The organism is Heyndrickxia sporothermodurans (assembly GCF_003055045.1).
Classification (GTDB): Bacteria; Bacillota; Bacilli; order Bacillales; family Bacillaceae_C; genus Heyndrickxia; species Heyndrickxia sporothermodurans.
Window position 1 is genome coordinate 136,431 of the sequence record NZ_NAZB01000021.1, and the last position, 20,626, is coordinate 157,056.

20 protein-coding genes, 1 pseudogene and 1 riboswitch are annotated in these 20,626 nt (G+C 35.9%); of the genes and pseudogenes, 5 read left to right on the top strand and 16 right to left on the bottom strand.

The features are described from left to right. Positions 1-58 precede the first annotated feature (58 nt). A complete protein-coding gene (locus tag B5V89_RS10580; RefSeq protein ID WP_066233848.1) occupies positions 59-964 on the top strand; it encodes a PucR family transcriptional regulator in 906 nt (301 codons plus the stop codon). 111 nt (positions 965-1,075) lie between these two features. Then, entirely contained in the window at positions 1,076-2,176 is a 1,101-nt protein-coding gene (locus B5V89_RS10585; protein WP_107920516.1) for an ABC transporter ATP-binding protein, read from the top strand. A 242-nt stretch (positions 2,177-2,418) separates the two neighbouring features. Here the strand turns inward: B5V89_RS10585 and B5V89_RS10590 are convergent, their stop codons facing one another. After that, entirely contained in the window at positions 2,419-2,757 is a 339-nt protein-coding gene (locus B5V89_RS10590) for a hypothetical protein (protein WP_235598353.1), read from the bottom strand. A gap of 177 nt (positions 2,758-2,934) precedes the next feature. Between B5V89_RS10590 and B5V89_RS10595 the strand changes: the two genes are divergently transcribed. Then, positions 2,935-3,144, top strand: coding sequence for an alpha/beta-type small acid-soluble spore protein (locus B5V89_RS10595; RefSeq protein WP_066233841.1), 210 nt, complete (start codon positions 2,935-2,937; stop codon positions 3,142-3,144). Positions 3,145-3,214: 70 nt separating this feature from the next. Here B5V89_RS10595 and fumC read toward each other — a convergent pair whose 3' ends face one another. Further along, a complete protein-coding gene (gene fumC, locus B5V89_RS10600) occupies positions 3,215-4,606 on the bottom strand; it encodes a class II fumarate hydratase (protein ID WP_108071886.1) in 1,392 nt (463 codons plus the stop codon). Between the two features lie 148 nt (positions 4,607-4,754). Beyond that, positions 4,755-6,830 carry a PBP1A family penicillin-binding protein gene (locus B5V89_RS10605; protein WP_108071888.1) on the bottom strand — a complete coding sequence of 692 codons (2,076 nt, stop codon included), beginning with the start codon at positions 6,828-6,830 and terminating at the stop codon, positions 4,755-4,757. Positions 6,831-7,022: 192 nt separating this feature from the next. Between B5V89_RS10605 and B5V89_RS10610 the strand changes: the two genes are divergently transcribed. Continuing rightward, complete coding sequence (locus tag B5V89_RS10610) at positions 7,023-7,538, top strand: universal stress protein (RefSeq protein ID WP_165797667.1); 516 nt, start codon at positions 7,023-7,025, stop codon at positions 7,536-7,538. Between the two features lie 32 nt (positions 7,539-7,570). On the opposite strand, the gene thiT is transcribed toward B5V89_RS10610, so the two are convergent. Then, positions 7,571-8,146 carry an energy-coupled thiamine transporter ThiT gene (gene thiT, locus B5V89_RS10615; protein WP_066234203.1) on the bottom strand — a complete coding sequence of 192 codons (576 nt, stop codon included), beginning with the start codon at positions 8,144-8,146 and terminating at the stop codon, positions 7,571-7,573. 135 nt (positions 8,147-8,281) lie between these two features. Next, positions 8,282-8,386, bottom strand: a riboswitch (TPP riboswitch). 210 nt (positions 8,387-8,596) lie between these two features. On the opposite strand from thiT, the gene B5V89_RS10620 reads away from it, so the two are divergent. Next, on the top strand, positions 8,597-9,703 hold the full coding sequence (locus B5V89_RS10620) for an ATP-binding protein (protein WP_108071890.1): 1,107 nt from the start codon (positions 8,597-8,599) through the stop codon (positions 9,701-9,703). 62 nt (positions 9,704-9,765) lie between these two features. On the opposite strand, the gene B5V89_RS10625 is transcribed toward B5V89_RS10620, so the two are convergent. From B5V89_RS10625 to B5V89_RS10680, 12 genes and pseudogenes are all read right to left on the bottom strand, one after another. After that, complete coding sequence (locus tag B5V89_RS10625; protein WP_108071892.1) at positions 9,766-10,017, bottom strand: LSm family protein; 252 nt, start codon at positions 10,015-10,017, stop codon at positions 9,766-9,768. Between the two features lie 201 nt (positions 10,018-10,218). Further along, positions 10,219-10,296 (bottom strand): annotated as a pseudogene (locus B5V89_RS20715) (YjcZ family sporulation protein); the annotation flags it as partial. An 85-nt stretch (positions 10,297-10,381) separates the two neighbouring features. After that, positions 10,382-11,026, bottom strand: coding sequence for a GDSL-type esterase/lipase family protein (locus B5V89_RS10635; RefSeq protein ID WP_108071894.1), 645 nt, complete (start codon positions 11,024-11,026; stop codon positions 10,382-10,384). A 171-nt stretch (positions 11,027-11,197) separates the two neighbouring features. After that, a complete protein-coding gene (locus B5V89_RS10640) occupies positions 11,198-11,986 on the bottom strand; it encodes a serine hydrolase (RefSeq protein ID WP_181294649.1) in 789 nt (262 codons plus the stop codon). A gap of 2 nt (positions 11,987-11,988) precedes the next feature. Then, positions 11,989-12,996: an ABC transporter ATP-binding protein gene (locus tag B5V89_RS10645; protein WP_108071897.1), complete on the bottom strand. Its 1,008-nt coding sequence runs from the start codon at positions 12,994-12,996 to the stop codon at positions 11,989-11,991. Positions 12,997-13,011: 15 nt separating this feature from the next. Next, positions 13,012-13,914 carry a C40 family peptidase gene (locus B5V89_RS10650; RefSeq protein ID WP_107920791.1) on the bottom strand — a complete coding sequence of 301 codons (903 nt, stop codon included), beginning with the start codon at positions 13,912-13,914 and terminating at the stop codon, positions 13,012-13,014. A 176-nt stretch (positions 13,915-14,090) separates the two neighbouring features. Further along, entirely contained in the window at positions 14,091-15,728 is a 1,638-nt protein-coding gene (locus B5V89_RS10655; RefSeq protein ID WP_066233809.1) for a peptide ABC transporter substrate-binding protein, read from the bottom strand. Positions 15,729-15,763: 35 nt separating this feature from the next. Then, positions 15,764-16,774, bottom strand: a complete 1,011-nt coding sequence (locus tag B5V89_RS10660) for an ABC transporter ATP-binding protein (RefSeq protein WP_066233805.1) — start codon at positions 16,772-16,774, stop codon at positions 15,764-15,766. A gap of 4 nt (positions 16,775-16,778) precedes the next feature. After that, positions 16,779-17,732: an ABC transporter permease gene (locus B5V89_RS10665; RefSeq protein WP_066233802.1), complete on the bottom strand. Its 954-nt coding sequence runs from the start codon at positions 17,730-17,732 to the stop codon at positions 16,779-16,781. 6 nt (positions 17,733-17,738) lie between these two features. Continuing rightward, positions 17,739-18,665, bottom strand: coding sequence for an ABC transporter permease (locus tag B5V89_RS10670; RefSeq protein ID WP_108071899.1), 927 nt, complete (start codon positions 18,663-18,665; stop codon positions 17,739-17,741). 183 nt (positions 18,666-18,848) lie between these two features. Then, the gene (locus tag B5V89_RS10675; RefSeq protein ID WP_108071901.1) at positions 18,849-19,775 is read right to left on the bottom strand and encodes a dipeptidase; all 927 of its coding nucleotides are present in this window, start codon (positions 19,773-19,775) and stop codon (positions 18,849-18,851) included. Between the two features lie 10 nt (positions 19,776-19,785). Further along, positions 19,786-20,487 carry a gamma-glutamyl-gamma-aminobutyrate hydrolase family protein gene (locus tag B5V89_RS10680; RefSeq protein ID WP_066233788.1) on the bottom strand — a complete coding sequence of 234 codons (702 nt, stop codon included), beginning with the start codon at positions 20,485-20,487 and terminating at the stop codon, positions 19,786-19,788. Positions 20,488-20,626: the final 139 nt, after the last annotated feature.

Below are 20,626 nucleotides of genomic sequence, written 5' to 3' on the forward strand. Positions count from 1 at the left end.
TTGAATTCAGCAAGTTTTATAAAATAAATTTAAGTAAAGACAAAAGAAGGAATTGTATATGCTTAAAAAATTAAAAATACGCTATCCAAACGCTGAAATAAAAACGTCTCCTACAAATCTTTCTAATATGATTTGGTTTTTTATTGATGAGGATCAAAAATATTTCGGCATCCCTTTAAACGAAATAACACCATCAGAAATAGAACTATTAAAAGCACTATTTCCAACTACTCACAACCGGATAGATTTAAATACGTCCTGCCAATCAAAAAAATGGTTTGACTATTTATTTAATGATCATCCCGCTTTACCGGATGAAGATGTAAAAAAATCCTTTCGAATCATTCAATTTTCCATTTCACAATCTGAAGAAACTCTAGATGTAAAAAGCTGGGAAGAAGCAATAAAGGCACTGTTTCCCCATGAAGTAGCCATTGTGTTTTCTTCTGAAAAGGAAGGAATCATTATTGAAGAAAAAAAAGCTTACATCCTCTCTCTACAAGAATTGCAAACATCGATCAAAACATTAGAAAGTGATTTCTTTTTTGCTATTCATTTTTACCTAGGCGGCTTTTATTCAATATACGATTTAAAATCAATGTTTCAATTAGAGCAATCGTTTTTTCGTTTTGCACATAAAGAAATGACAAGGGAGCGAATTTTTTCGCTTACAAATGTTTTGCCATTATATTTATTAAAAAATACTCCCAATAAGCTTCGTGCATCTTTTTTTGCCTCAATATTTGAAATTTTTAAAGAGGATAAGGAATTGCGAAGAACAATCAAACTGTACATAGAAAATAATTCAAATGCTAGTTTGACCGCAAAACAGTTATTTTTACATCGGAATAGTTTACAATATCGTATCGATAAATTTGTTGAAAAAACAGGGTTTGATTTAAAATCCTTTCCAAATGTCTTAATCGTTTATCTTGCTTGCATTGACTTTGAATATCTCCAATGAACGATTACAGGTTGCACAATATTCTGGCCTCCTTTTTTGTGCAGGCTGACCATACCTATTTGTAAGGGCTTTCTTTATTATTGGTAGTAAGAAATAGAGGAGGTTCTATTAATGGCTGAAATTAAATTAGAACATGTTTATAAAATTTACGATAATAAAGTAACCGCTGTAACTGATTTCAATCTTCATATCCAGGATAAAGAATTTATCGTCTTTGTTGGTCCTTCCGGTTGCGGTAAATCAACTACTCTTCGAATGATTGCAGGCTTAGAGGAAATATCAAAAGGTGATTTTTATATTGATGGCAAGCGTGTGAATGATGTTCCACCGAAAGACCGCGATATTGCCATGGTATTCCAAAACTACGCATTATACCCACATATGACTGTCTATGATAATATGGCGTTTGGCCTTAAGCTAAGAAAGGTTCCAAAACCTGAAATCGATAAACGTGTCAAAGAAGCTGCGAAAATTCTTGGACTTGAAGAGTATTTAAAGCGCAAACCGAAAGCATTATCCGGTGGACAAAGACAACGTGTTGCACTTGGACGAGCAATTGTCAGGGATCCGAAAGTTTTCTTAATGGATGAACCACTTTCCAATCTCGATGCAAAGCTTCGTGTTCAAATGCGAGCGGAAATCGCTAAGCTGCATCAACGCTTACAGCCAACGACGATTTATGTAACTCATGACCAAACAGAGGCAATGACAATGGCGACAAGAATTGTCGTTATGAAAGATGGAGTCATTCAACAAGTTGGTACACCAAAAGAAGTGTATGATCATCCAAAAAATGTATTTGTTGCAGGATTTATTGGCTCACCAGCAATGAACTTCTTTAATGGTAAAATTGAAGATGGGCATTTTACAATAAACGAAACATTAAAATTCGCAATACCTGATGGAAAAATGAAGGTGTTACGTGAACAAAACCTTGTTGGGAAAAATATTATTTTCGGTATACGTCCGGAAGATATCCATGACGAACCATTATTTATCAACTCATCACCTGGTACTAAATTTACGACAACGATTGATGTTTCTGAATTAACCGGTGCAGAAACGATGTTATACTCTCAACTCGGTGGACAAGAATTTATTTCTCGTGTTGATTCGCGATCTGACATTAAACCTGGCGACAAACTTGACTTTGCCTTCGATATGAATAAAGGGCATTTCTTTAACCCAGATACAGAGGAAAGAATTGGATAGAGTTCTAGTCTGCTAAAATTTGTTTTAGAAGGCAATCGGGTTTCCGATTGCTTTTTATTATGCTTTGGTAAAGTTCAGTTTTGATATCATAATGTTGATTGGAGCGGAAGGTGCGAGACTCCTGCGGGATTAGCTGGACAGATGAGACCCTGCAGGGAGCGAAGCGATGAGGAGGCTCATCGCAGAACCGCGAAAAAGCGAGTACCTGCAGCGGAAATCAACATTCTAGTTAAACATAGCTTTTAATAAGTAATCTTTTTTGGTAAATCAACCCCACAATTACTACATTTAAATAAATGAACACATTCATTCCGCTTTGAACTATTTGGTACTCCATCCGCTAACTTGATTAAATCAATATCCATATAGGGGCTATAATCATCGTAATAATCATAGATTCTTCCTTGATCCAGCATCCGTCCATCACATGCCGGACATAATAAACGTTCATCGTTTACTCCATTACAAAGTGGACACCAATCCCAATCCATTTCATCACCATCTTTAAATTGAATCTTCTTTATATGAGTTTGTGAATAATGGATAATAATATTCTTTTCTTTCTTAGTTAATTTCGGCAAAAATTACCTGTTTACAAGGTTGTATATTTTAGTTTTAAAAAAACATAATACTTAGTACAAAGCAAGTAATATCCACTTCTATCAATGGGTTACTCCAATAGAGGAACACTTTAACAGTGTTGCTGGTGCAATTCCAGCTAACCCAACCATAAAAAAACAACGAGGAGGACTTAAATCATGGCAAACAACAACAACTCAAACCAATTAGTAGCTCCAGGAGCGCAACAAGCAATTGATCAAATGAAATATGAAATTGCTCAAGAATTTGGTGTAAACCTTGGTGCAGACACAACTTCTCGCGCTAACGGATCTGTAGGGGGAGAAATCACAAAACGCTTAGTTCAAATGGCTGAACAACAACTTGGCGGCGGATTCTCTCAACGTTAATCAATTTATTGTCACATTTAACTAAATATAATGGATTGAAAGGAGACACATATTTGTGTCTCCTTTCCTATTATCCATTCTTCAAATTCACCATTTTTTTCGGATCAATCCATTGGTGGTACTGTTCTTCAGTAACATAACCGGTTTTTATCGCCGCTTCTTTCAATGTGGAACCTTCTTTAAAAGCAAGTTTTGCTATTTCAGCTGCTTTCTCATAGCCTATATAAGGATTTAATGCTGTTACGAGCATTAAAGAACGATTTACATTTTCTTCGATTACCTCTTTATTCGGTTCAATGCCTACAGCACAATTCGTATTAAACGAAATTAGACTATCAGCTAATAAGTTAACGGATTGCAGAAAATTGTATATAATCACTGGTTTAAAGACGTTTAACTCAAAATTCCCCTGACTTGCGGCAAAACCAATCGTAGCATCATTACCAAATACTTGCGTTGCAACCATTGTTAATGCCTCACTTTGTGTAGGGTTAACTTTCCCTGGCATGATTGAACTTCCTGGTTCATTCGCCGGGATGCTAATCTCGCCAATCCCACTCCTTGGACCACTTGCAAGCCATCTCACATCATTAGCTATCTTCATAACATCTGCGGCTAAAGCCTTCAATGCGCCGTGGACATGAACGATTTCATCATGACTAGTCAATGCATGAAATTTATTATTAGATGAACGGAATGGAAATCCTGTTAGGTTCTTTAATTCCTGTGCAACTTTCTCACCAAAAGTAGGATCCGCATTTATTCCGGTACCAACAGCAGTACCGCCTATTGCCAAATTTAATAGATGTTCAGCACTTTCATGAATCATTTTTTTACTTTTTTCCAGCATTGCTCTCCAACCGCTAATTTCTTGACCAAGTGTTAAAGGTGTTGCATCTTGTAAATGTGTTCGACCAATTTTAATAATGTCCATAAATTCATTTTCTTTTTGTAAAAATGTGTCTGTTAATTTATTTATTGCTGGTATTAGTTTTTCTTGAATAACACTATATGCTGCAATATGCATTGCAGTTGGAAAGGTATCGTTTGAACTTTGGGACATATTGATATCATCATTTGGATGAATATGTTCCTTCGATTCATTTTTTTGTAAGATCTCATTTGCCCTTCTAGCAATTACTTCATTTACGTTCATATTCGATTGGGTTCCACTTCCTGTTTGCCAAACAACAAGCGGAAAATGATCATCGAAACGACCTTCTAACACCTCGTCACAAGCTTCTACTATTGCCTGTTTCTTCGCATCCGATAGCTTTCCTAAATTATGATTGGCAACTGCTGCAGCTTTTTTTAATTGTACAAAGGCTCGAATGACCTCCATTGGCATTTTTTCTGAGCCAATTTTAAAGTTTTCTTTGCTTCGCTGTGTTTGTGCTCCCCAATATTTGTCAACAGGGACTTTCATTTCACCAAGTGTATCTTTTTCGATTCGGAATTGCATTTTACCACTCCTTATCTCAATATACTTTTATTTTCCCATAAATTCAAAAAATCTTCATGCTTAATGCATTACTCTCATCATTATGTACTTTTTTTAAAAAATAAAAAAGCAATTCCAAAAAGGAACTGCTAATTAATAAGTTTGGAGGTTATTCTCCTTTGAATTGTTTCAGTTTATCTTTTATTTTCTCTTCGAGGATTTTCCATTTGCTTTTTCCATCTTCTAGTTTTTCTTTGAGTTTTTCTGTACCTTGTTTCAACTTTTCATTTAGTTCTTTTGCTTTTGTTTTAAACGGGTGGTCTGACTCATATTTTTTTTGCATTTGGCTATTGATCGATTCCGTTTCAAATTTTTCTGCTTTCGTGTATTTTAACGTATTTTGCATAATTGATTGAAAAACGGGAACCACGCCTTGTGCACTTAACCCATATAAATAATGCTCCCGATCGGTTTTATCATAGCCGATCCAAACAGCACCGACAAGATTAGGGGTATAACCGACAAACCATTGGTCAGCCGTTCCGTCAATATTATTAAAAGGAACTTGTGTTGATCCCGTCTTACCGGCAATTTGATAACCTGAAACATTAGCACCTTTACCTGTCCCAGTTTCCATCACGTTTAAAAGCATTGATGTCATTTCATTGGCCGTTTTCTTATCCGTAACTTTTGTTACTTTCGGTTTTCTTTCAACAATGATTTTCCCTGTTGGTCCAACAATTTTAGTAATGATATGCCCATCTTCACGTTTTCCTTCATTGGCGAAAGCCGAATATGCTTCTGCCATTTGTAAAGGGGATACCCCTTTTCTTAAACCTCCAAGTGCAATGCTTAAATTTCGATCTTTATCTGTTAATGGAATACCGAATCTCTTAACGGCATCCATTCCTTTATCAATACCAATCTCATTTAATAACCAAACGGCCGGAATATTAATCGAGTTTTCGATCGCTTTATACATTGGTACTTCACCTTGATATTGGCCATTATAATTTTTCGGTGAATAATTATGACCAAATGTCATTTTTTCATCCTTTAACATTGAATCAGGCTTGTATCCTTCCTCTAAAGCTGGTGTATACACCGCTAAAGGTTTAAAGGTCGATCCGGGTGATCGTTTTAATTGTGTCGCGCGATTAAATCCTCGAAAAACCTTTTCCCCTCTACCGCCGACTAACCCACGAATCCCACCGGTTTTTGGATCAAGTAGTATTGACCCGCTTTGGACGATCTGTCCTCCTCTTCCTTGAGGAAAGTTATAATTATTGTTATATACATTTTCCAATGCAGATTGGATATTTTGGTCCATTTCTGTATAAATTCGATAGCCACGCGTCATAATCTCATCTTGCGTCAATCCGAATTTCTCAGTTGCTTCTGCTAATACCGCATCAACATAATAAGGATATTTACCTTTCATTGGATCTTTCTGTTGATCATTAAGAACTAATTGTTCCTTTTTAGCGTCGTCGAATTGTTTTTTCGTGATGTAGCCATATTGTTTCATTGCCCCAAGAACGACATTTCTGCGCTTAATCGTTCGATCCATATGATAATAAGGATCAAGTGCAGATGGCGCATTTACAATTCCAGCAAGTGCAGCGGCTTCACTAAGATTAATATCTTCTACATCTTTACCAAAATATCGTTGGGCCGCTTTTTGAACTCCCCATGCACCATGTCCAAAATAAACTTGATTTAAATACATTTCTAAAATATCGTCTTTAGTGTATTTTTTTTCAATTTCAATGGCTAAAAATAATTCTTCGATTTTCCGTTTAAATGTTCTTTCATCCGATAGCAAAGCATTTTTCGTTAGCTGTTGGGTAATTGTACTTCCGCCCGCTGTTATCCCGCCGGCAGTTATATTTTTAAAGAGTGCGCTCGTTATTCCTTTCACATCGAATCCACCATGTTGGTAAAAACGATGGTCTTCAATAGCAACAATTGCATCTTTTAAATGTTGGGGCATTTTTTTAATCGAGACGCCTTCTGTTCGGTTTGCGGAAATTTTGCTTGCGACATCTCCGTCTTTATCGTAAATAACAGTCGATTGTGCTAAGCCCTTTTTCAAAGACTCAACATTTGCCGTTGCTGCAAAATATCCAAAAAAGGCAAGAAACGCTAATAGGGTTACTGATCCTCCTAGAATAATTATTTGATTCATATGTGCCTTTTTCCAAAATTTCTTTACAGCTCCACGAAATCGCTGTAACCATTCCATACTTTTCCCTGCCTTCAATTAGTTAAAATTGATACTACCTATTTCTAACGTAAAGCATATTATGTTAGGTAAGAAAAATCAATGAAAATTATTTTACTTTGTAATGTTTTTGTAATATAAGTCATTCGTTTGTTTGTTATTTGCACTGAATAAAGGGTATATAAGAAGTAATATAAATAGGAGCTGATGAATATGTATAAACATATTTTAGTTTGCTTTGATGACTCAGACGGCAGTAGAAAAGCATTGGAAATAGCAGCGGATTTATATTTATTAAATCAAGAATGCCAATTAAGTGTTGTCCAAGTAATAAATGGAACGACTTATTCGATAGACACGCCACTACCTGAAGATAGTTTAGGCAAGTCAGGATATACTGCGATCCCGCGTTCAGATGGTGGTGTATATGTCACACACCTTCCACTTGAACATTCAATTCAAGAAAATACAAAACATTTTATACAGGATGATGACCCCGATCTTCGAGCGGAAGTCACGGAGATTTTACAATCTAGAGGAATCTCTTTTCATTTTGATACGCTTTATGGAAAGACATCCGACAATATATGTGAATACGCGAATTCCAATCAAATAGACTTAATTGTCGTAGGTCAAAGTGAAGAAGGGATTTTCAAGCGGATTTTTCTAGGCAGCACGGAGGAAAATATTATTAAAAATACAACTAAAGATGTGCTAGTCGTTAAGTAATTAAAGGGTACTTAGCAAAGTACCCTTTAACTTTATTTTTTGATTTGGACAAGTCTTGGAGCAATAAATAAGATCATGACAACAAGTACTGAGCTTAAGACAAAATTGATCGACATATATGTTCCATTATAAATCAATGAATATAATGCAACCGGTTGTCCTTTCGGTGCATACGAACCGAAAAAGACAATACCTGTGTAGAAATGGGCAAGGAAACGTAATAAACTACCAAGAAAAACACCTAAGACAGTGTATGTAGTCCATTTTCCGATATTTCCATTTTCTATAGATGTTTTGATTTGCTTTGCAAAAATACCTGCTAAACCAATCACTGTAAAGGCGACAAAATAGTCGACAATCCCTTGTACCGGATGATAAAATACTGAAAATCCTGTTACAACTTGTAGCGTACCTAATATAAATCCAGTTAACAACCCGCCTTTTAAGCCCCAACGATAAGCCATTAAAAATATCGGTATCATAGCTAATGAAACGGATCCGCCTTCTGGCCAAATAGCCTTACAAATAAATGCTGAAACAAGGTCAAGCAAGTAAGCAAGTGCTCCGAGAACAGCAACTTCTACTAAAAACAATGTTTTTTTATTCATCTTATATTCCCTTCCTTTCTTTTCGTCTGAAGAGTGACTATGAAGGCTCGGAGGGAATGTAAAAACAACTGTATTGCGTTTTTTACACAAAAAAAGCAATACAGGACGGTTTAAGGAAATCGCTGCATTGCTTTCTATTCCATCAAACCACAGTCCCTGCGCTAGCATTATCTAACAGGTTCATAGGGTCAGAACTCATACGTTCACTCTCAGCCGATTTAGGCTCCCCTTGTGGGATTATATTTATTTAATAATACTAATTAACTATACTATTTTTTAATACCGTTTACAACTGATTTATCCATATTCTTAAAGATATTTATATGCTATTTTATGAAACTATAAGTACATTTATATAACTTTAACTTGGTATTATTTAAATATTTTGATATATTTTAGATGAAGAAATTTTTGCTAATTGTTATTTTGAAGAAAAGGGAGGTGAAAAAAATGATACCGCTTAGACAAGATATCGTTGCATTTTTTGATAAAAATATTGATAAAATTGTTGCGATTTGGAATGAACAATTGATAAACTCCAAGTCAAATCCTTTAAAATCCAAATTTTTCAATAAAGATACTTGTCATGATTTTCTTATTCAATCATTGTCAATATCGAAGGAAAAATTGGAGCACTTTTTAAAATCCCTTGCATCTAACTTTGCTAAAGAAAAACTTGATCAAAATATTGATTTAGGTGAAGTTACATATAATTTAAGTATTGGTAAATCAATAACTACTAAGTTTTTATACAATAATTATTTAAATGTAAACGATGTCAATGCCTATATTGACAAAATTAATTATGCTTTTGACAAATTATTGTTTTATGTTGTTACATATTATTCAAATGTTAAAGATCAAATCATTGATAAAAAAAATGAATACATAAATACAACACATCATGAACGTTTAACACTTTTAGGACAAATGACATCTAGCTTCGTTCATGAATTTCGTAATCCATTAACTTCTATTCATGGATTTGTGCAATTATTGCGTTCTGAAAATCCACAATTGCCTTATTTGGATATTATCTCTAACGAAATTGAGCAATTAAAATTTAATATCTCTCAATTTCTTATGCTATCAAAAAAAGAAATTGTGTCAATTGAAATGACCTCTTTTTCATTAAATGATTTAATTGAAGAAGTCTTATCCTTTTTGTATCCTCGTATTTTAGAAGTAAATGTTGATATCCAAAAACATTATTTGCATGAAATTAGCATTCATGGCTTTAAAGATGAAATAAGACAGGTACTTATTAATATTATTTTTAATGCGGTTGATGTACTGAAAAGCGTGAAGAATCCGATTATCCAAATTGAATTGGATATTACTGAAAACTCCGTTATTATAGACATAAGTAATAACGGACCAAAAATACCGGAAGAAATGGTTGACACTATTTTCGAGCCTTTCGTTACAACGAAGAAGAGCGGAACAGGGCTTGGTTTGTATGTTTCCAAAAATATACTTGAAAAACACGGTGGAACTTTAACTTGTCAATCTAATGACGATTGGACAACTTTTACAATAATCTTTCCAATATTATAAAAGGATGTATTCGTTGAAAAAGACTCCCTTTAAAATAGGAGTCTTTTTCAAAAGACAACGGCCTACCAGAAAAACCAAGGAAGAAGCGCTAAGCCAACTATGGCACCAAGTGCGACACCCCAGCCAAAGCCGCCCCAGCCCCAACCCCAACCATAACCGTATCCTCCATAATTCCTTTGTGGGAGTGGGCGTAAATAAACCATTCGATTATCAACTCGATGAATGATTCCTCTGTGCACTCTTCCATCACGCGTTCTTATTTCAACGGGCTTTCCAATATTTCTTGAACAAATATGGTAATGTGAAGCAGACATGTACTATTCACCTCCAAATATCCTTCCACACCATTTTATGGTCAAGTCACTTAATTGGAGTGGGACAATGGAGTAGGTTAAACGTTTGATTATATATAGAAAAGCGAAAGCGCCTTGGTCAGCCCCGACAAGCAAATGTTTTTCTTTTCTTAAAATAGGAAAAGTCCAGTCTTAAAAAAGACCGGACTTCTTTATTTTAACCTAATAAACATATGCTGCTCCTACAATGATAAGTAAGATGAACAATACTACGATTAATGCAAATCCTCGGCCTGCACCCCAGCCGACACCGTAGCCATATCCACCTACTGGATAACCACAACCGCCATACCACATAAGCTTCTCACCTCCTTTTCAAGTGAATTTATCCATCTTGTTCTCCTCTAATAGAGTCATAGCCAATTTCATGTAGCCGATTTGCAATTTCAATATGTCCTAAATGGTTTGGATATAAATTGTCACTAGTACACCAATTGTCCAATTTATCTTGTAAATGTTGCTGGAGATTTATCGTTTTTAAACATCGTCGATTTGCCCTACATTCAATATAGCGATTTATACGCTGTACCCATTTATCTGCTAAAGGATCATTAGGATACGGATTGTGCAAACCGAGAATAATAAGCATGTAGTTATCTTCTTGTTCCTCTTTCAAATCGCGTATCCCACGAATGATGTCATCAATTGTACTTCTACATTTTCTTGACTCATGAATAAACTCTTCTTCATTGCCCGTTTCATCATATTTTTTCTTTGCTGTTTGTAAATCTTGATGTCCGGCAGATAAAACAATCATGTCACTTTGTTTAATGCTTCTCATTATATTTGGATCACTCAATGATTGGAGGATATCATTGGCATGATTATTTGCCGCTGCTACATTTGTAACAAACACCCTTTCTCTTAAATTCCGTTCTGCAAGACGTGCATGTCGATGTACAAAACTTGGAGATAAAAATGGTGCACCATGCCCTGCACATAGTCCGTCACCGATCGCGAGATATCTCATGTCACCCCTCCCTACCCATCAAAAGATAAATCCTTATTTATATTTATTCAGCTCTTTATATGTGGTAACTGTCCATATTAAAAATGGGCTTTCGTCTATAAACGAGAAAACAATTTAGAAAATTACGAAATAAAATAGTGTATCATAAAATGATACACTATTCCTGTATTGTTATTGAATTAAATAGTCATATACAGCCTTGCCGGTCCGAGCAATAATTTGTTTTCCCTCATACTGATTTTCTAATTGATCGATTAATACTGCCATAAATACTTGATCGTCATTATGCCTAATAATTGCAACATCATGTTCAACACCGGGAATTTCCCCTGTTTTATTAGCAACAAATACATGATCCGAATCCATCATTGCAGGTAATTTATCTTGAAATTGCTGTCCAGAAAGGATATTCAATATTTCATACGTACTCTTTGAAGTAAGGAATTGATTTTCCACGATTTCTTTTAGGAATATTACCATATCGGATGCAGAAGTAACATTATCTAGCCCCATATCCCTGGCCACATAATCCATTAATCTTCTTTCTAGTCTTGTATGATTGCATCCTATTTGTTTATTAAAATAATTAATCGTTTCCTGACCGACTAGATCAATCATCATATTTGTTGCCGTATTATCCGAAACGATAATCATTAATGTCAAAAGGTCTTTAACGGATAAAAGAGTTCCTTCTGTTAAATATTGAATAACACCTGATCCTCCCACTTTATGCTCAGGTTTCACCTCTATTTTCTCTTCTAAATCAATTTTCCCTAACTCCGCTTGCTGAAATGCAGCCATAATAATCGGAATTTTTATTAAGCTAGCAGAAGACATTTCGCGTTTACTATTTTTACTAATTATCGTCTCTTCGTTTATTTCTACGACTATGCTTACAATGCCTAACGATTGTTCGATAATCCCATCGATTTGTTTTCTTAAGCTTGCTACACTTCTCATTATCATGATCCCTTCGTAAGTAGTGCTTCTTTATTCATTCCGGGGTGATTATTGTATAAGTGACAAGCGACAAAATGTTCTTCTTCTATTTCTCTCCACTCCGGAATTTTCGATTGGCATATATCACTTGCTGCGGGACATCTCGTTCTAAATACACACCCACTCGGAGGATTTATTGGACTTGGTATTTCTCCTTTTAAAATAATTCTTTCACGCTTATCTTCAATTTCCGGGTCGGGTATTGGGATGGCTGAAAGTAATGCCTGCGTATATGGATGAAGTGGATTTTTATATAAATTACTGCTACTTGTTAATTCAACTAAATGTCCAAGATACATGACACCTATGCGATCACTAATATGCTTGACCATTGATAAATCATGGGCAATGAATAGGAAAGTAAGCTTTTTCTCTTTCTGAAGCTTTTTTAATAGATTTACAACTTGAGCTTGAACGGAAACATCTAAAGCGGAAATCGGTTCATCGGCAATAATAAACTCCGGATCTAGCGCTAAAGATCTTGCAATACCTATGCGTTGGCGTTGCCCCCCACTAAATTCATGAGGGTAGCGATTTGCATGCTCACGATTTAAACCGACATCCTCTAAAAGTTCATAAACCCTTTGACGTCGTTCTTCTTTATTTTTAAATAACCCATGCACTTCCATTGGCTCGGAAATAATCTCTTGGACTGTTGAGCGTGGGTTTAACGATGCATATGGATCTTGAAAAATCATTTGTATTTTTCGATTGAAGGCAAGCTGTTCACTTTTATTTAATAGGTGAATATTTTTCCCTTTATATAAAACTTCACCTTCAGTTGGTTGATATAACCTCATTATTAATCTTCCAGTTGTTGACTTTCCGCAGCCGGATTCTCCAACTAGTCCGAAGGTTTCGCCTTCATTTATATGAAAACTAACATTATCAACTGCTTTTAACCGTGCTCCTTTTCCTACTTCAAAATGCTTCTTTACATGATTAATTTCTAAAACTTTGTTTCTCTCCATATGTATACCCCCAAACTAGATCCAATAGCGACGTGCTGCACAAAGTTCTTTCTCGTATGTTCCGGCTATTTCTTCTATTACGATTGATTTTCCCGTATTCGGTGAATGAATCATTTCCCCTTCTCCGTAATAAATAGCGACGTGATGAATATGTCCTTTTCCTTCTTCATAAGCGAAAAATAATAAATCTCCCGGTTGAATTTGTTGAAGATCTACATCTATGCCTCCATCTGCTTGCTCATGTGCATCTCTTGCAATTATATAGCCGGCAGCGTTACACATTGTATAGCTGAATCCGGAACAATCAAAACCAAATCCACTCATCCCTCCCCAAAGATACGGGAGTCCGATAAATTTTTCCGCTTCACGAATAATGAATTCCCCATTCTGTCTAGGAGCCTCATTTATTTTAAAAATATGAATATCTTCGTTTTTCAAATAAGCATAGCCTGAGGGAACTTTAACTTTACTATATTCCTCTAGTGTTTCCACTATTGGTAATTTCGTTTGATAACTGACTTCCATCCACTTGTTACCAGGTTTTTCGTAAAGGGTGGCAGTAGGTTGGCAAACAACGGCTACTTGATCGTAATTATTTTCTTCCTCTTCTTTTTTTCTTAATTGGTTCAACGGAATCCATCCGGGGTAGCCGCGATCATCCTTCTTACTTGATTGACTTGGAATAACACAGAATGCCCAATCACCGTCAATCTCTATTACTTGAGCTTCTTCACCTAGTAGAACTTGAGATTGCACAAGGTTGTCATTGCATAGATCTAGCTTTGTTTCATAAGTTAATGAATTTAGCCATTTTGGGATATCTACTGGATTTGTAATGGCATCCACATCTATTTTTCTCGCTGAATCTTTCGATGTCCATAATGTTGCAACTGCTACATTTATTTGATATAGTTCCATATTCCCCTCCGTAGGTTTGCTTAATTTGAGGAAAAAACCTTATCAACTGATACGCATGATAAGGTTTCTTCCAAGTTTCAATAATCTACCACTCCATTTATTCAATGGTTGTTTTCGTAAAATTGTGTTTCGCGAGCTGAACATTGACCGTTCCTTTCCGCTACAGGCACTTGCTTCTACTCAATATATGCCCATTTTAATTCTAAGTAGCCAACTGGGTGACGAACAATGCCTTTTACATTGTCTTTTTGTAATGTCACTTGGTTGTAGAAATGAATTGGGATAATTGGCATTTCATCAAATAGGATTTTTTCCGCTTCATGCATCATTTCGAAGCGTTTCGTTTCGTCTGCTTCGTTCTTTGCATCTTTAATTAGTTGATCAAATTTTTTATTGCTCCAAGCTGTTCGATTCATCGTATGTCCGGTTTGGAAGTTTTCTAAGAAGTTAATTGGATCAGCATAATCAGCTAGGAATGAACTTCTTGATAACTGGAATTTAAATTTCTTCTGTTCTTCTTGGAACACATTCCATTCCATATTTGCTAGTTTAATATCTACGCCTAAATTTTCTTTAATCATCGCTTGTATTGTTTCAGCGATCTTTTGGTGGTCAGGACTTGTGCTATAAGTGAGCGTAATTGCCGGAAGTTTCTTATAGCCTTCCTCCTTCATTCCTTTTTCTAATAGTGCTTTTGCTTCTTTTGCGTCAAATTTAATTAAATCGCCACCCGCTTCACGGAAGTCTTTTCCATCTGGTTGGTTAAACCCATTTGAAACGAAACCATGTGCAGGTTTTTCTTTATTTTTAGTGACGAAATCAACGATTTGTTGCTGATCGATTGCCATTGCAAACGCTTTTCGAATATTAACATTTTGGAACGGCTCTAGTTTTAAATTGAAACGATAAAAATACGTTCCCGCTTGATCTTCAATTTGTTCCTTACCTTCTTTAAATATTTGTTCACTTGCTTCAGCTGGAATAGCAGAAGTATCTAATTCGTCATTTTGATACATTTGATATTCTGTCGTAGGATCATTCACCATTGCCCATGTTACTTTGTCTAATTTAACATTCGCTGCATCCCAATAGTTTTCATTTTTGGCCATTTCCATATTACTATCATGTTCCCATTTCGTTAATTTAAATGGACCATTCGCAACAAAGGTATTGCTTTCCGCAAACCATTTTGGATTGGCTTCAGCGACCTTTTGATTAATTGGGAAAAATGCCGGATTAGCAATGACACTTAAGAAATATGCTTGAGGACTAGTCAACACAACTTCAAATGTTTTTTCATCCACTGCTTTTACTTTGACATCGTCCTTTGAACCTTTGCCGGTATTAAAAGCTTCTCCACCTTCAATAAAATATCCTAAAAATGCTGCTGGTGAACCTGTTTTAGGGTCAAGAAGGCGTTTCCATGCATATTCGAAATCTCCTGCTGTAACTGGATCCCCGTTCGACCATTTTGCATTTTCACGAATATGGAATGTATACGTTTTTCCATCCTTACTAACATCCCATTTCTCCGCTGTCGCTGCTTCTGGATTATGATCCTGACCTAATCTTGTTAACCCTTCCATTAAGTTGTTTAAAGAACTCCATGAATACGAATCAAATCCCATTGGTGGATCAAATGAGGTAGGTTCTGCCCCATTGTTTAGTCGTAAAACTTGTTCCACTTTTTTATCTTTATTATCGTTCTTGTTTGTGTCTTTCTCCTCCTCTTTCCCAGCTTCTTTTGAAGTGGTACATGCTGCTAAAGAAAAAACGAGGAAAAGCGTCATTAATGTACCGATAAGCTTCTTCATCATACTCCCCCTTAAATTCTTTAATATTATTTCATCTATGAGCTCTGGCCCATAGTCGAAATCAAATGGTGTCTTGCTCTTTCATCTTGCAGCCAGCAACTAACATGATGATTAGCCGAAAAACTGTACGTATTAGGATAAACTTTTTCACATACTTCCATCGCAAACGCGCATCTTGCTGTGAAAGGACATCCGATTGGCGGTGCAAACAGATCAGGAGGTGATCCCGGTATTGGGACTAATTCCTCATCTTCTAAATCAAGTCTCGGAACAGAACTTAATAGTCCTTTTGTATATGGATGCTTAGGTTTGTAAAAAATTTCTTTTCTCGTTCCTGTTTCAACAATTTTGCCGGCGTACATAACTGCGATTCTGTCAGCAACTTGTGCAACTACACCTAAATCATGAGTAATCAAAATGATAGATACGCCCGTTTTCTCTTGAATCTCTTTAAATAACTCAAATATTTGAGCTTGGATTGTTACATCCAAGGCGGTTGTCGGTTCATCAGCGATAATAATTTCAGGTTCGCAGATTAAAGCCATAGCAATAACTATACGTTGCCGCATCCCGCCGCTGAATTGATGCGGGTATTGCTTTAGCCTTTCTTTCGGGTTTGAAATACCGACTAAATGAAGGATAGAAAGAACTTTTTTAGTCGCTTCTGTTTTTGATATATCCTGATGCTGTCGAATCGACTCAATTAACTGATCGCCAATCGTTAAAGTGGGATTCAATGCTGTCATTGGGTCTTGAAAGATCATTGAAATTTCTGCTCCGCGAATCGATCGTAAGCTTTTTTCACTCATCTTAGTTAAATCCTTATTTTTATAAATGATCGATCCATCAGTTATTTTTCCTGACGATTTAGGAATTAACCCGATAATGCTTTGTGATGTTACACTTTTTCCGCATCCGGACTCACCAACGATCGCCAATATTTCTCCTTTTTTCAATTCTAAGTGAACACCTCTTACAGCTTGAACGGTTCCTCCATAGGTTGAAAATGATACGTGCAAATTCTGAATTTCCAGGACGTTTTCCATCATTCTACCTCCTTAGCTTCGGATCTAGCGCATCCTGTAAGCCATCACCTAGAACGTTAAAAGCAAACATTGTTAATGAAATGAAGAATGCTGGAAAAAATAATGTCCACCAATGACCAGATAAAATGGCCGGTAAGCCATCATTTGCCATCACTCCCCAACTGGCAAAAGGTGCTTGTATCCCAAGGCCAATAAAGCTTAAAAAAGCTTCTGCGAAAATGGCGCTTGGAACGGTTAATGTCATTTGAACGATAATCGTTCCCATCGTGTTAGGCAATAAATTTTTGCGGATAATTCGTGCTGTTTTCGTTCCAAAGGTTTTGGAAGCTAATACATACTCATAATTTTTGATTTGCAACACTTGTCCGCGAACAATCCTTGCCATACCGACCCATCCAGTAACTGATAAAGCGACAATGATCGTTTTCAATCCCGGACCCATAACTACCATTAGCAAAATGACGACTAACAAATATGGCAGTCCATATAATACTTCAACAACTCGCATCATATAATGATCGACTTTTCCACCTTTATATCCGGCTATTCCTCCATAAATGACCCCAATGATGAAATCGATCAGGGCTGCCATTACCCCTACAAACAAGGAAATTCTCGCTCCATACCAAGTCCTTGTAAAAACATCTCTCCCCAAATTATCCGTCCCGAACCAATGTGTGGATGAAGGAGCGAGATTTTGGTCTTTGAGTGTGACCTTTGTTACATTTTGTGGAGAAAACATCGGACCAATAATCGCCATGATGATTAAAAGAATAAATATGATTAGCCCAAACATCGCTAATTTATTTTTCAATAATCTTCTCCATACATCTTGCCAATATGAAATACTTGGGCGGACAACAGCTTCGGCTTCGCCATTTTTCTTATTTATTGGAACGAACCATTCGGTTGGAATATTGGGACTAATTTGCTGATCCTCTTGTTTTAAAGCGCCCACTCAAGTTCACTCCTTTTTATGTAACTTTATCCGTGGATCTAACATGCCATATGCTAAATCTACGACAAATAACATTAATATTAAAAAAACACTGTAAAATACCGTTGTTCCCATAATTACCGGATAATCGCGGGTATTGATACTTTCTACAAAATATTTTCCCATTCCAGGGATGGCGAAAATTTTTTCGATAACAAAACTTCCAGTAAGGATACCTGCTGTTAATGTTCCAAGTATTGTAATAACAGGCATTAGTGCATTACGAAGTGCATGTTTTATTATTATTTTTACTGGAGATAGACCTTTTGCCCTTGCCATTTTAATATAATCTTGCGTTAATACTTCGAGCATACTTGATCGGGTTAAGCGTGCTATGATCGCCATTGGACCCGTCGCAAGAGCTGCAGTCGGTAATATCATATGCTTCGTACTTGCCCAAGTCGCAGCGGGTAATAGATGCCAGTTGACAGCAAATTGTTGGATTAAAAGTGTAGCCATTACAAAGTTTGGAATCGATATACCTAATACTGCAATCGTCATTGCTAAGTAATCAATTACTCCATTATGTTTTAATGCAGCTAAAACACCTAATGTAATCCCTGATATAACAGCAATGATTAACGCTGTTATTCCTAACTCAAAGGAAACGGGAAATCCTCGTCCTAACATATCATTGACGGTTTGGGACGGTTTCTTAATGGATGGTCCAAAGTCAAATTGTGCGATTGATTTGAGATAAGTGAAATACTGTTCATAAAGTGGTTTGTCCAAATGATAATGTGCTTCTAAGTTTTTTCGAACATGTTCATTTGTGTTTCGTTCTTCATTAAAAGGGGAACCAGGAATTGAATGCATTAAAAAAAAGGTTAATGTTGTAATTACCCAAATTGTAATGAGCATGGCTACGAATCTTTTAACTATGTATCTTCCCATTTCGTGATGCACCTCCCTCTATGTATTCGGTTACATTTACATCAACCGAACAATTGATATATTTAGATTATATTAATTTATCGAAATTTTCAATACGGTTTCAAAATAAGTTTTTTAGTATTACTTTTATAAATATAAGAAAGGCACTCAGATAAACTGAAAGCCTTTGAGATAAATATTCAATTAAATTGGACGATGATTGAGAAAGTTTTGATAAGCGAAACCTTTTACTTGTTCCTCGGAATAGTATTTTAATAGTTCGTTCACTAAGTTTTGATATTTTGAGGAGTCTTCTAATTTTGTTACCTTTGTTGATATTCCATCAAAGTCGGAACCAAAACCGATTTTGTCTACACCGCCTAATGAACAAAAATGATCAATATGTTTAATAAGATCAGGAATAGTTGCTTTACCACTTTCATTTATAAATGGTGGATTAAAAACAACATGAATTAAGCCATCTTTTTCAAATAATGCTCTTGCTTGCTGATCTGTTAAGTTTCTAACATGATTACATAATACTTTGGAATTTGAGTGGCTAGCGATTGGAAAATCAGCTATTTCAATCACATCCCAAAATGCTTTTTCGCATAAATGGGAGACATCGGTTAATATTCGATGCTGATTATTAAATTGCACAATTTCTTTACCGAAAGAAGTAAGTCCGGCACCACGGGGCTCCCCTGCGCCATCAGCTGCCAGATTTGCGTTATTCCAAGTTAAACCAACTGATAAAACACCTAACTCATGTAAAATACTAAGCTTTTGAATATCATTTCCGATTGCATCGACACCTTCTAGGGTAAGCATCGCACCTATTTCATTTTCTTTTAATTGATCGAAATCACGCCAATTCATAATCTGTTTCATTTCAATGTTTTTTGCTAACACTTCATTTTTCAAATAGTAAATTTGATCAAGAGCAGCTTGAAATTTCTGATCAGACTTAATGTCTGGTTCAATGAATATGGCAAAGCTTTGTACTTTTACATCCCCTTTTTGTAGTCTAGATTTGTTCGTATCTAATTGTGCTGAGTCAGCATAGCTTAATTTACCCTTTGCATCCGCTAATTTCATTAATGCATCGCAATGTAGATCGATAATATGCATTGTTATCACCTCATATACTAGATTGAATGAATCGTTGAAAGATTCTTTGCGAGATTGGATCACCGTGGACCGCCAATGGCTCGGGGTGCCATTGAACTCCTACTACAAATTTATGTAATTTACTTTCTATCGCCTCGATCACACCATCTGATGAACGAGCTACTACTTCAAATGGTTGCACAACTTTCCTGACTGCCTGATGATGAAATGAGTTTACTTTAAATTGAACTTGACCAGCAATTTCCGCTAGTAAACTATTTTTTTCTACTTGAACATAATGAGACAAATGGTATCTTACCGCATTTTGCGTATGTTGAATGACTGGAGAGTCAATCTGACTATATATATCTTGGTACATATCCCCTTCAACAGCAATATTTAATATTTGAATTCCTCTGCATATTGCTAAGATTGGTTTATCGAGCTTAAGCATATGTTGAATTAATTCTATTTCATAATGGTCCCTTCCAGGTGAAATCGACCCTAGTTTTTGATGAGGTTCATCACCAAATAATGTAGGATCAATATCTCCCCCACCTGATAAAACTAACCCATCTAATTTTTTCGCTAAATGTGCCGCATCTCCAATCACTCCGGCCGGCAATATGATTGGAATGCCGCCTGCCTGGATGACAGCCTGTAAATAGTCATTTCCTAATGTATGTTTCCAATCAAAATCAACATTCGCTGTGATTCCTATAAGAGGCTTCACTTTGTATCTCCCCCTTTTGTCACTTTCTATTGCTATGTAAGGTCATTATACTGTATTTTATCATTAAAAATTATGAATGTTGTAAATTTTTAAAAGGAATATACAACTATTTCAAGAATTGTTATTTATACAAAGAGTG

Coding starts and splice junctions, on each gene's coding strand:
- thiT (WP_066234203.1), bottom strand. CDS start 8,146: ATGAATAAAAAAACATTGTTTTTAGTAGAAGTTGCTGTTCTCGGAGCA.
- B5V89_RS10635 (WP_108071894.1), bottom strand. CDS start 11,026: ATGAGATATCTCGCGATCGGTGACGGACTATGTGCAGGGCATGGTGCA.
- B5V89_RS10655 (WP_066233809.1), bottom strand. CDS start 15,728: ATGAAGAAGCTTATCGGTACATTAATGACGCTTTTCCTCGTTTTTTCT.
- B5V89_RS10585 (WP_107920516.1), top strand. CDS start 1,076: ATGGCTGAAATTAAATTAGAACATGTTTATAAAATTTACGATAATAAA.
- B5V89_RS10580 (WP_066233848.1), top strand. CDS start 59: ATGCTTAAAAAATTAAAAATACGCTATCCAAACGCTGAAATAAAAACG.
- B5V89_RS10605 (WP_108071888.1), bottom strand. CDS start 6,830: ATGGAATGGTTACAGCGATTTCGTGGAGCTGTAAAGAAATTTTGGAAA.
- B5V89_RS10660 (WP_066233805.1), bottom strand. CDS start 16,774: ATGGAAAACGTCCTGGAAATTCAGAATTTGCACGTATCATTTTCAACC.
- B5V89_RS10650 (WP_107920791.1), bottom strand. CDS start 13,914: ATGGAACTATATCAAATAAATGTAGCAGTTGCAACATTATGGACATCG.
- B5V89_RS10610 (WP_165797667.1), top strand. CDS start 7,023: ATGTATAAACATATTTTAGTTTGCTTTGATGACTCAGACGGCAGTAGA.
- B5V89_RS10670 (WP_108071899.1), bottom strand. CDS start 18,665: ATGGGAAGATACATAGTTAAAAGATTCGTAGCCATGCTCATTACAATT.
- fumC (WP_108071886.1), bottom strand. CDS start 4,606: ATGCAATTCCGAATCGAAAAAGATACACTTGGTGAAATGAAAGTCCCT.
- B5V89_RS10640 (WP_181294649.1), bottom strand. CDS start 11,986: ATGAGAAGTGTAGCAAGCTTAAGAAAACAAATCGATGGGATTATCGAA.
- B5V89_RS10645 (WP_108071897.1), bottom strand. CDS start 12,996: ATGGAGAGAAACAAAGTTTTAGAAATTAATCATGTAAAGAAGCATTTT.
- B5V89_RS10595 (WP_066233841.1), top strand. CDS start 2,935: ATGGCAAACAACAACAACTCAAACCAATTAGTAGCTCCAGGAGCGCAA.
- B5V89_RS10625 (WP_108071892.1), bottom strand. CDS start 10,017: ATGTCTGCTTCACATTACCATATTTGTTCAAGAAATATTGGAAAGCCC.
- B5V89_RS10620 (WP_108071890.1), top strand. CDS start 8,597: ATGATACCGCTTAGACAAGATATCGTTGCATTTTTTGATAAAAATATT.
- B5V89_RS10675 (WP_108071901.1), bottom strand. CDS start 19,775: ATGCATATTATCGATCTACATTGCGATGCATTAATGAAATTAGCGGAT.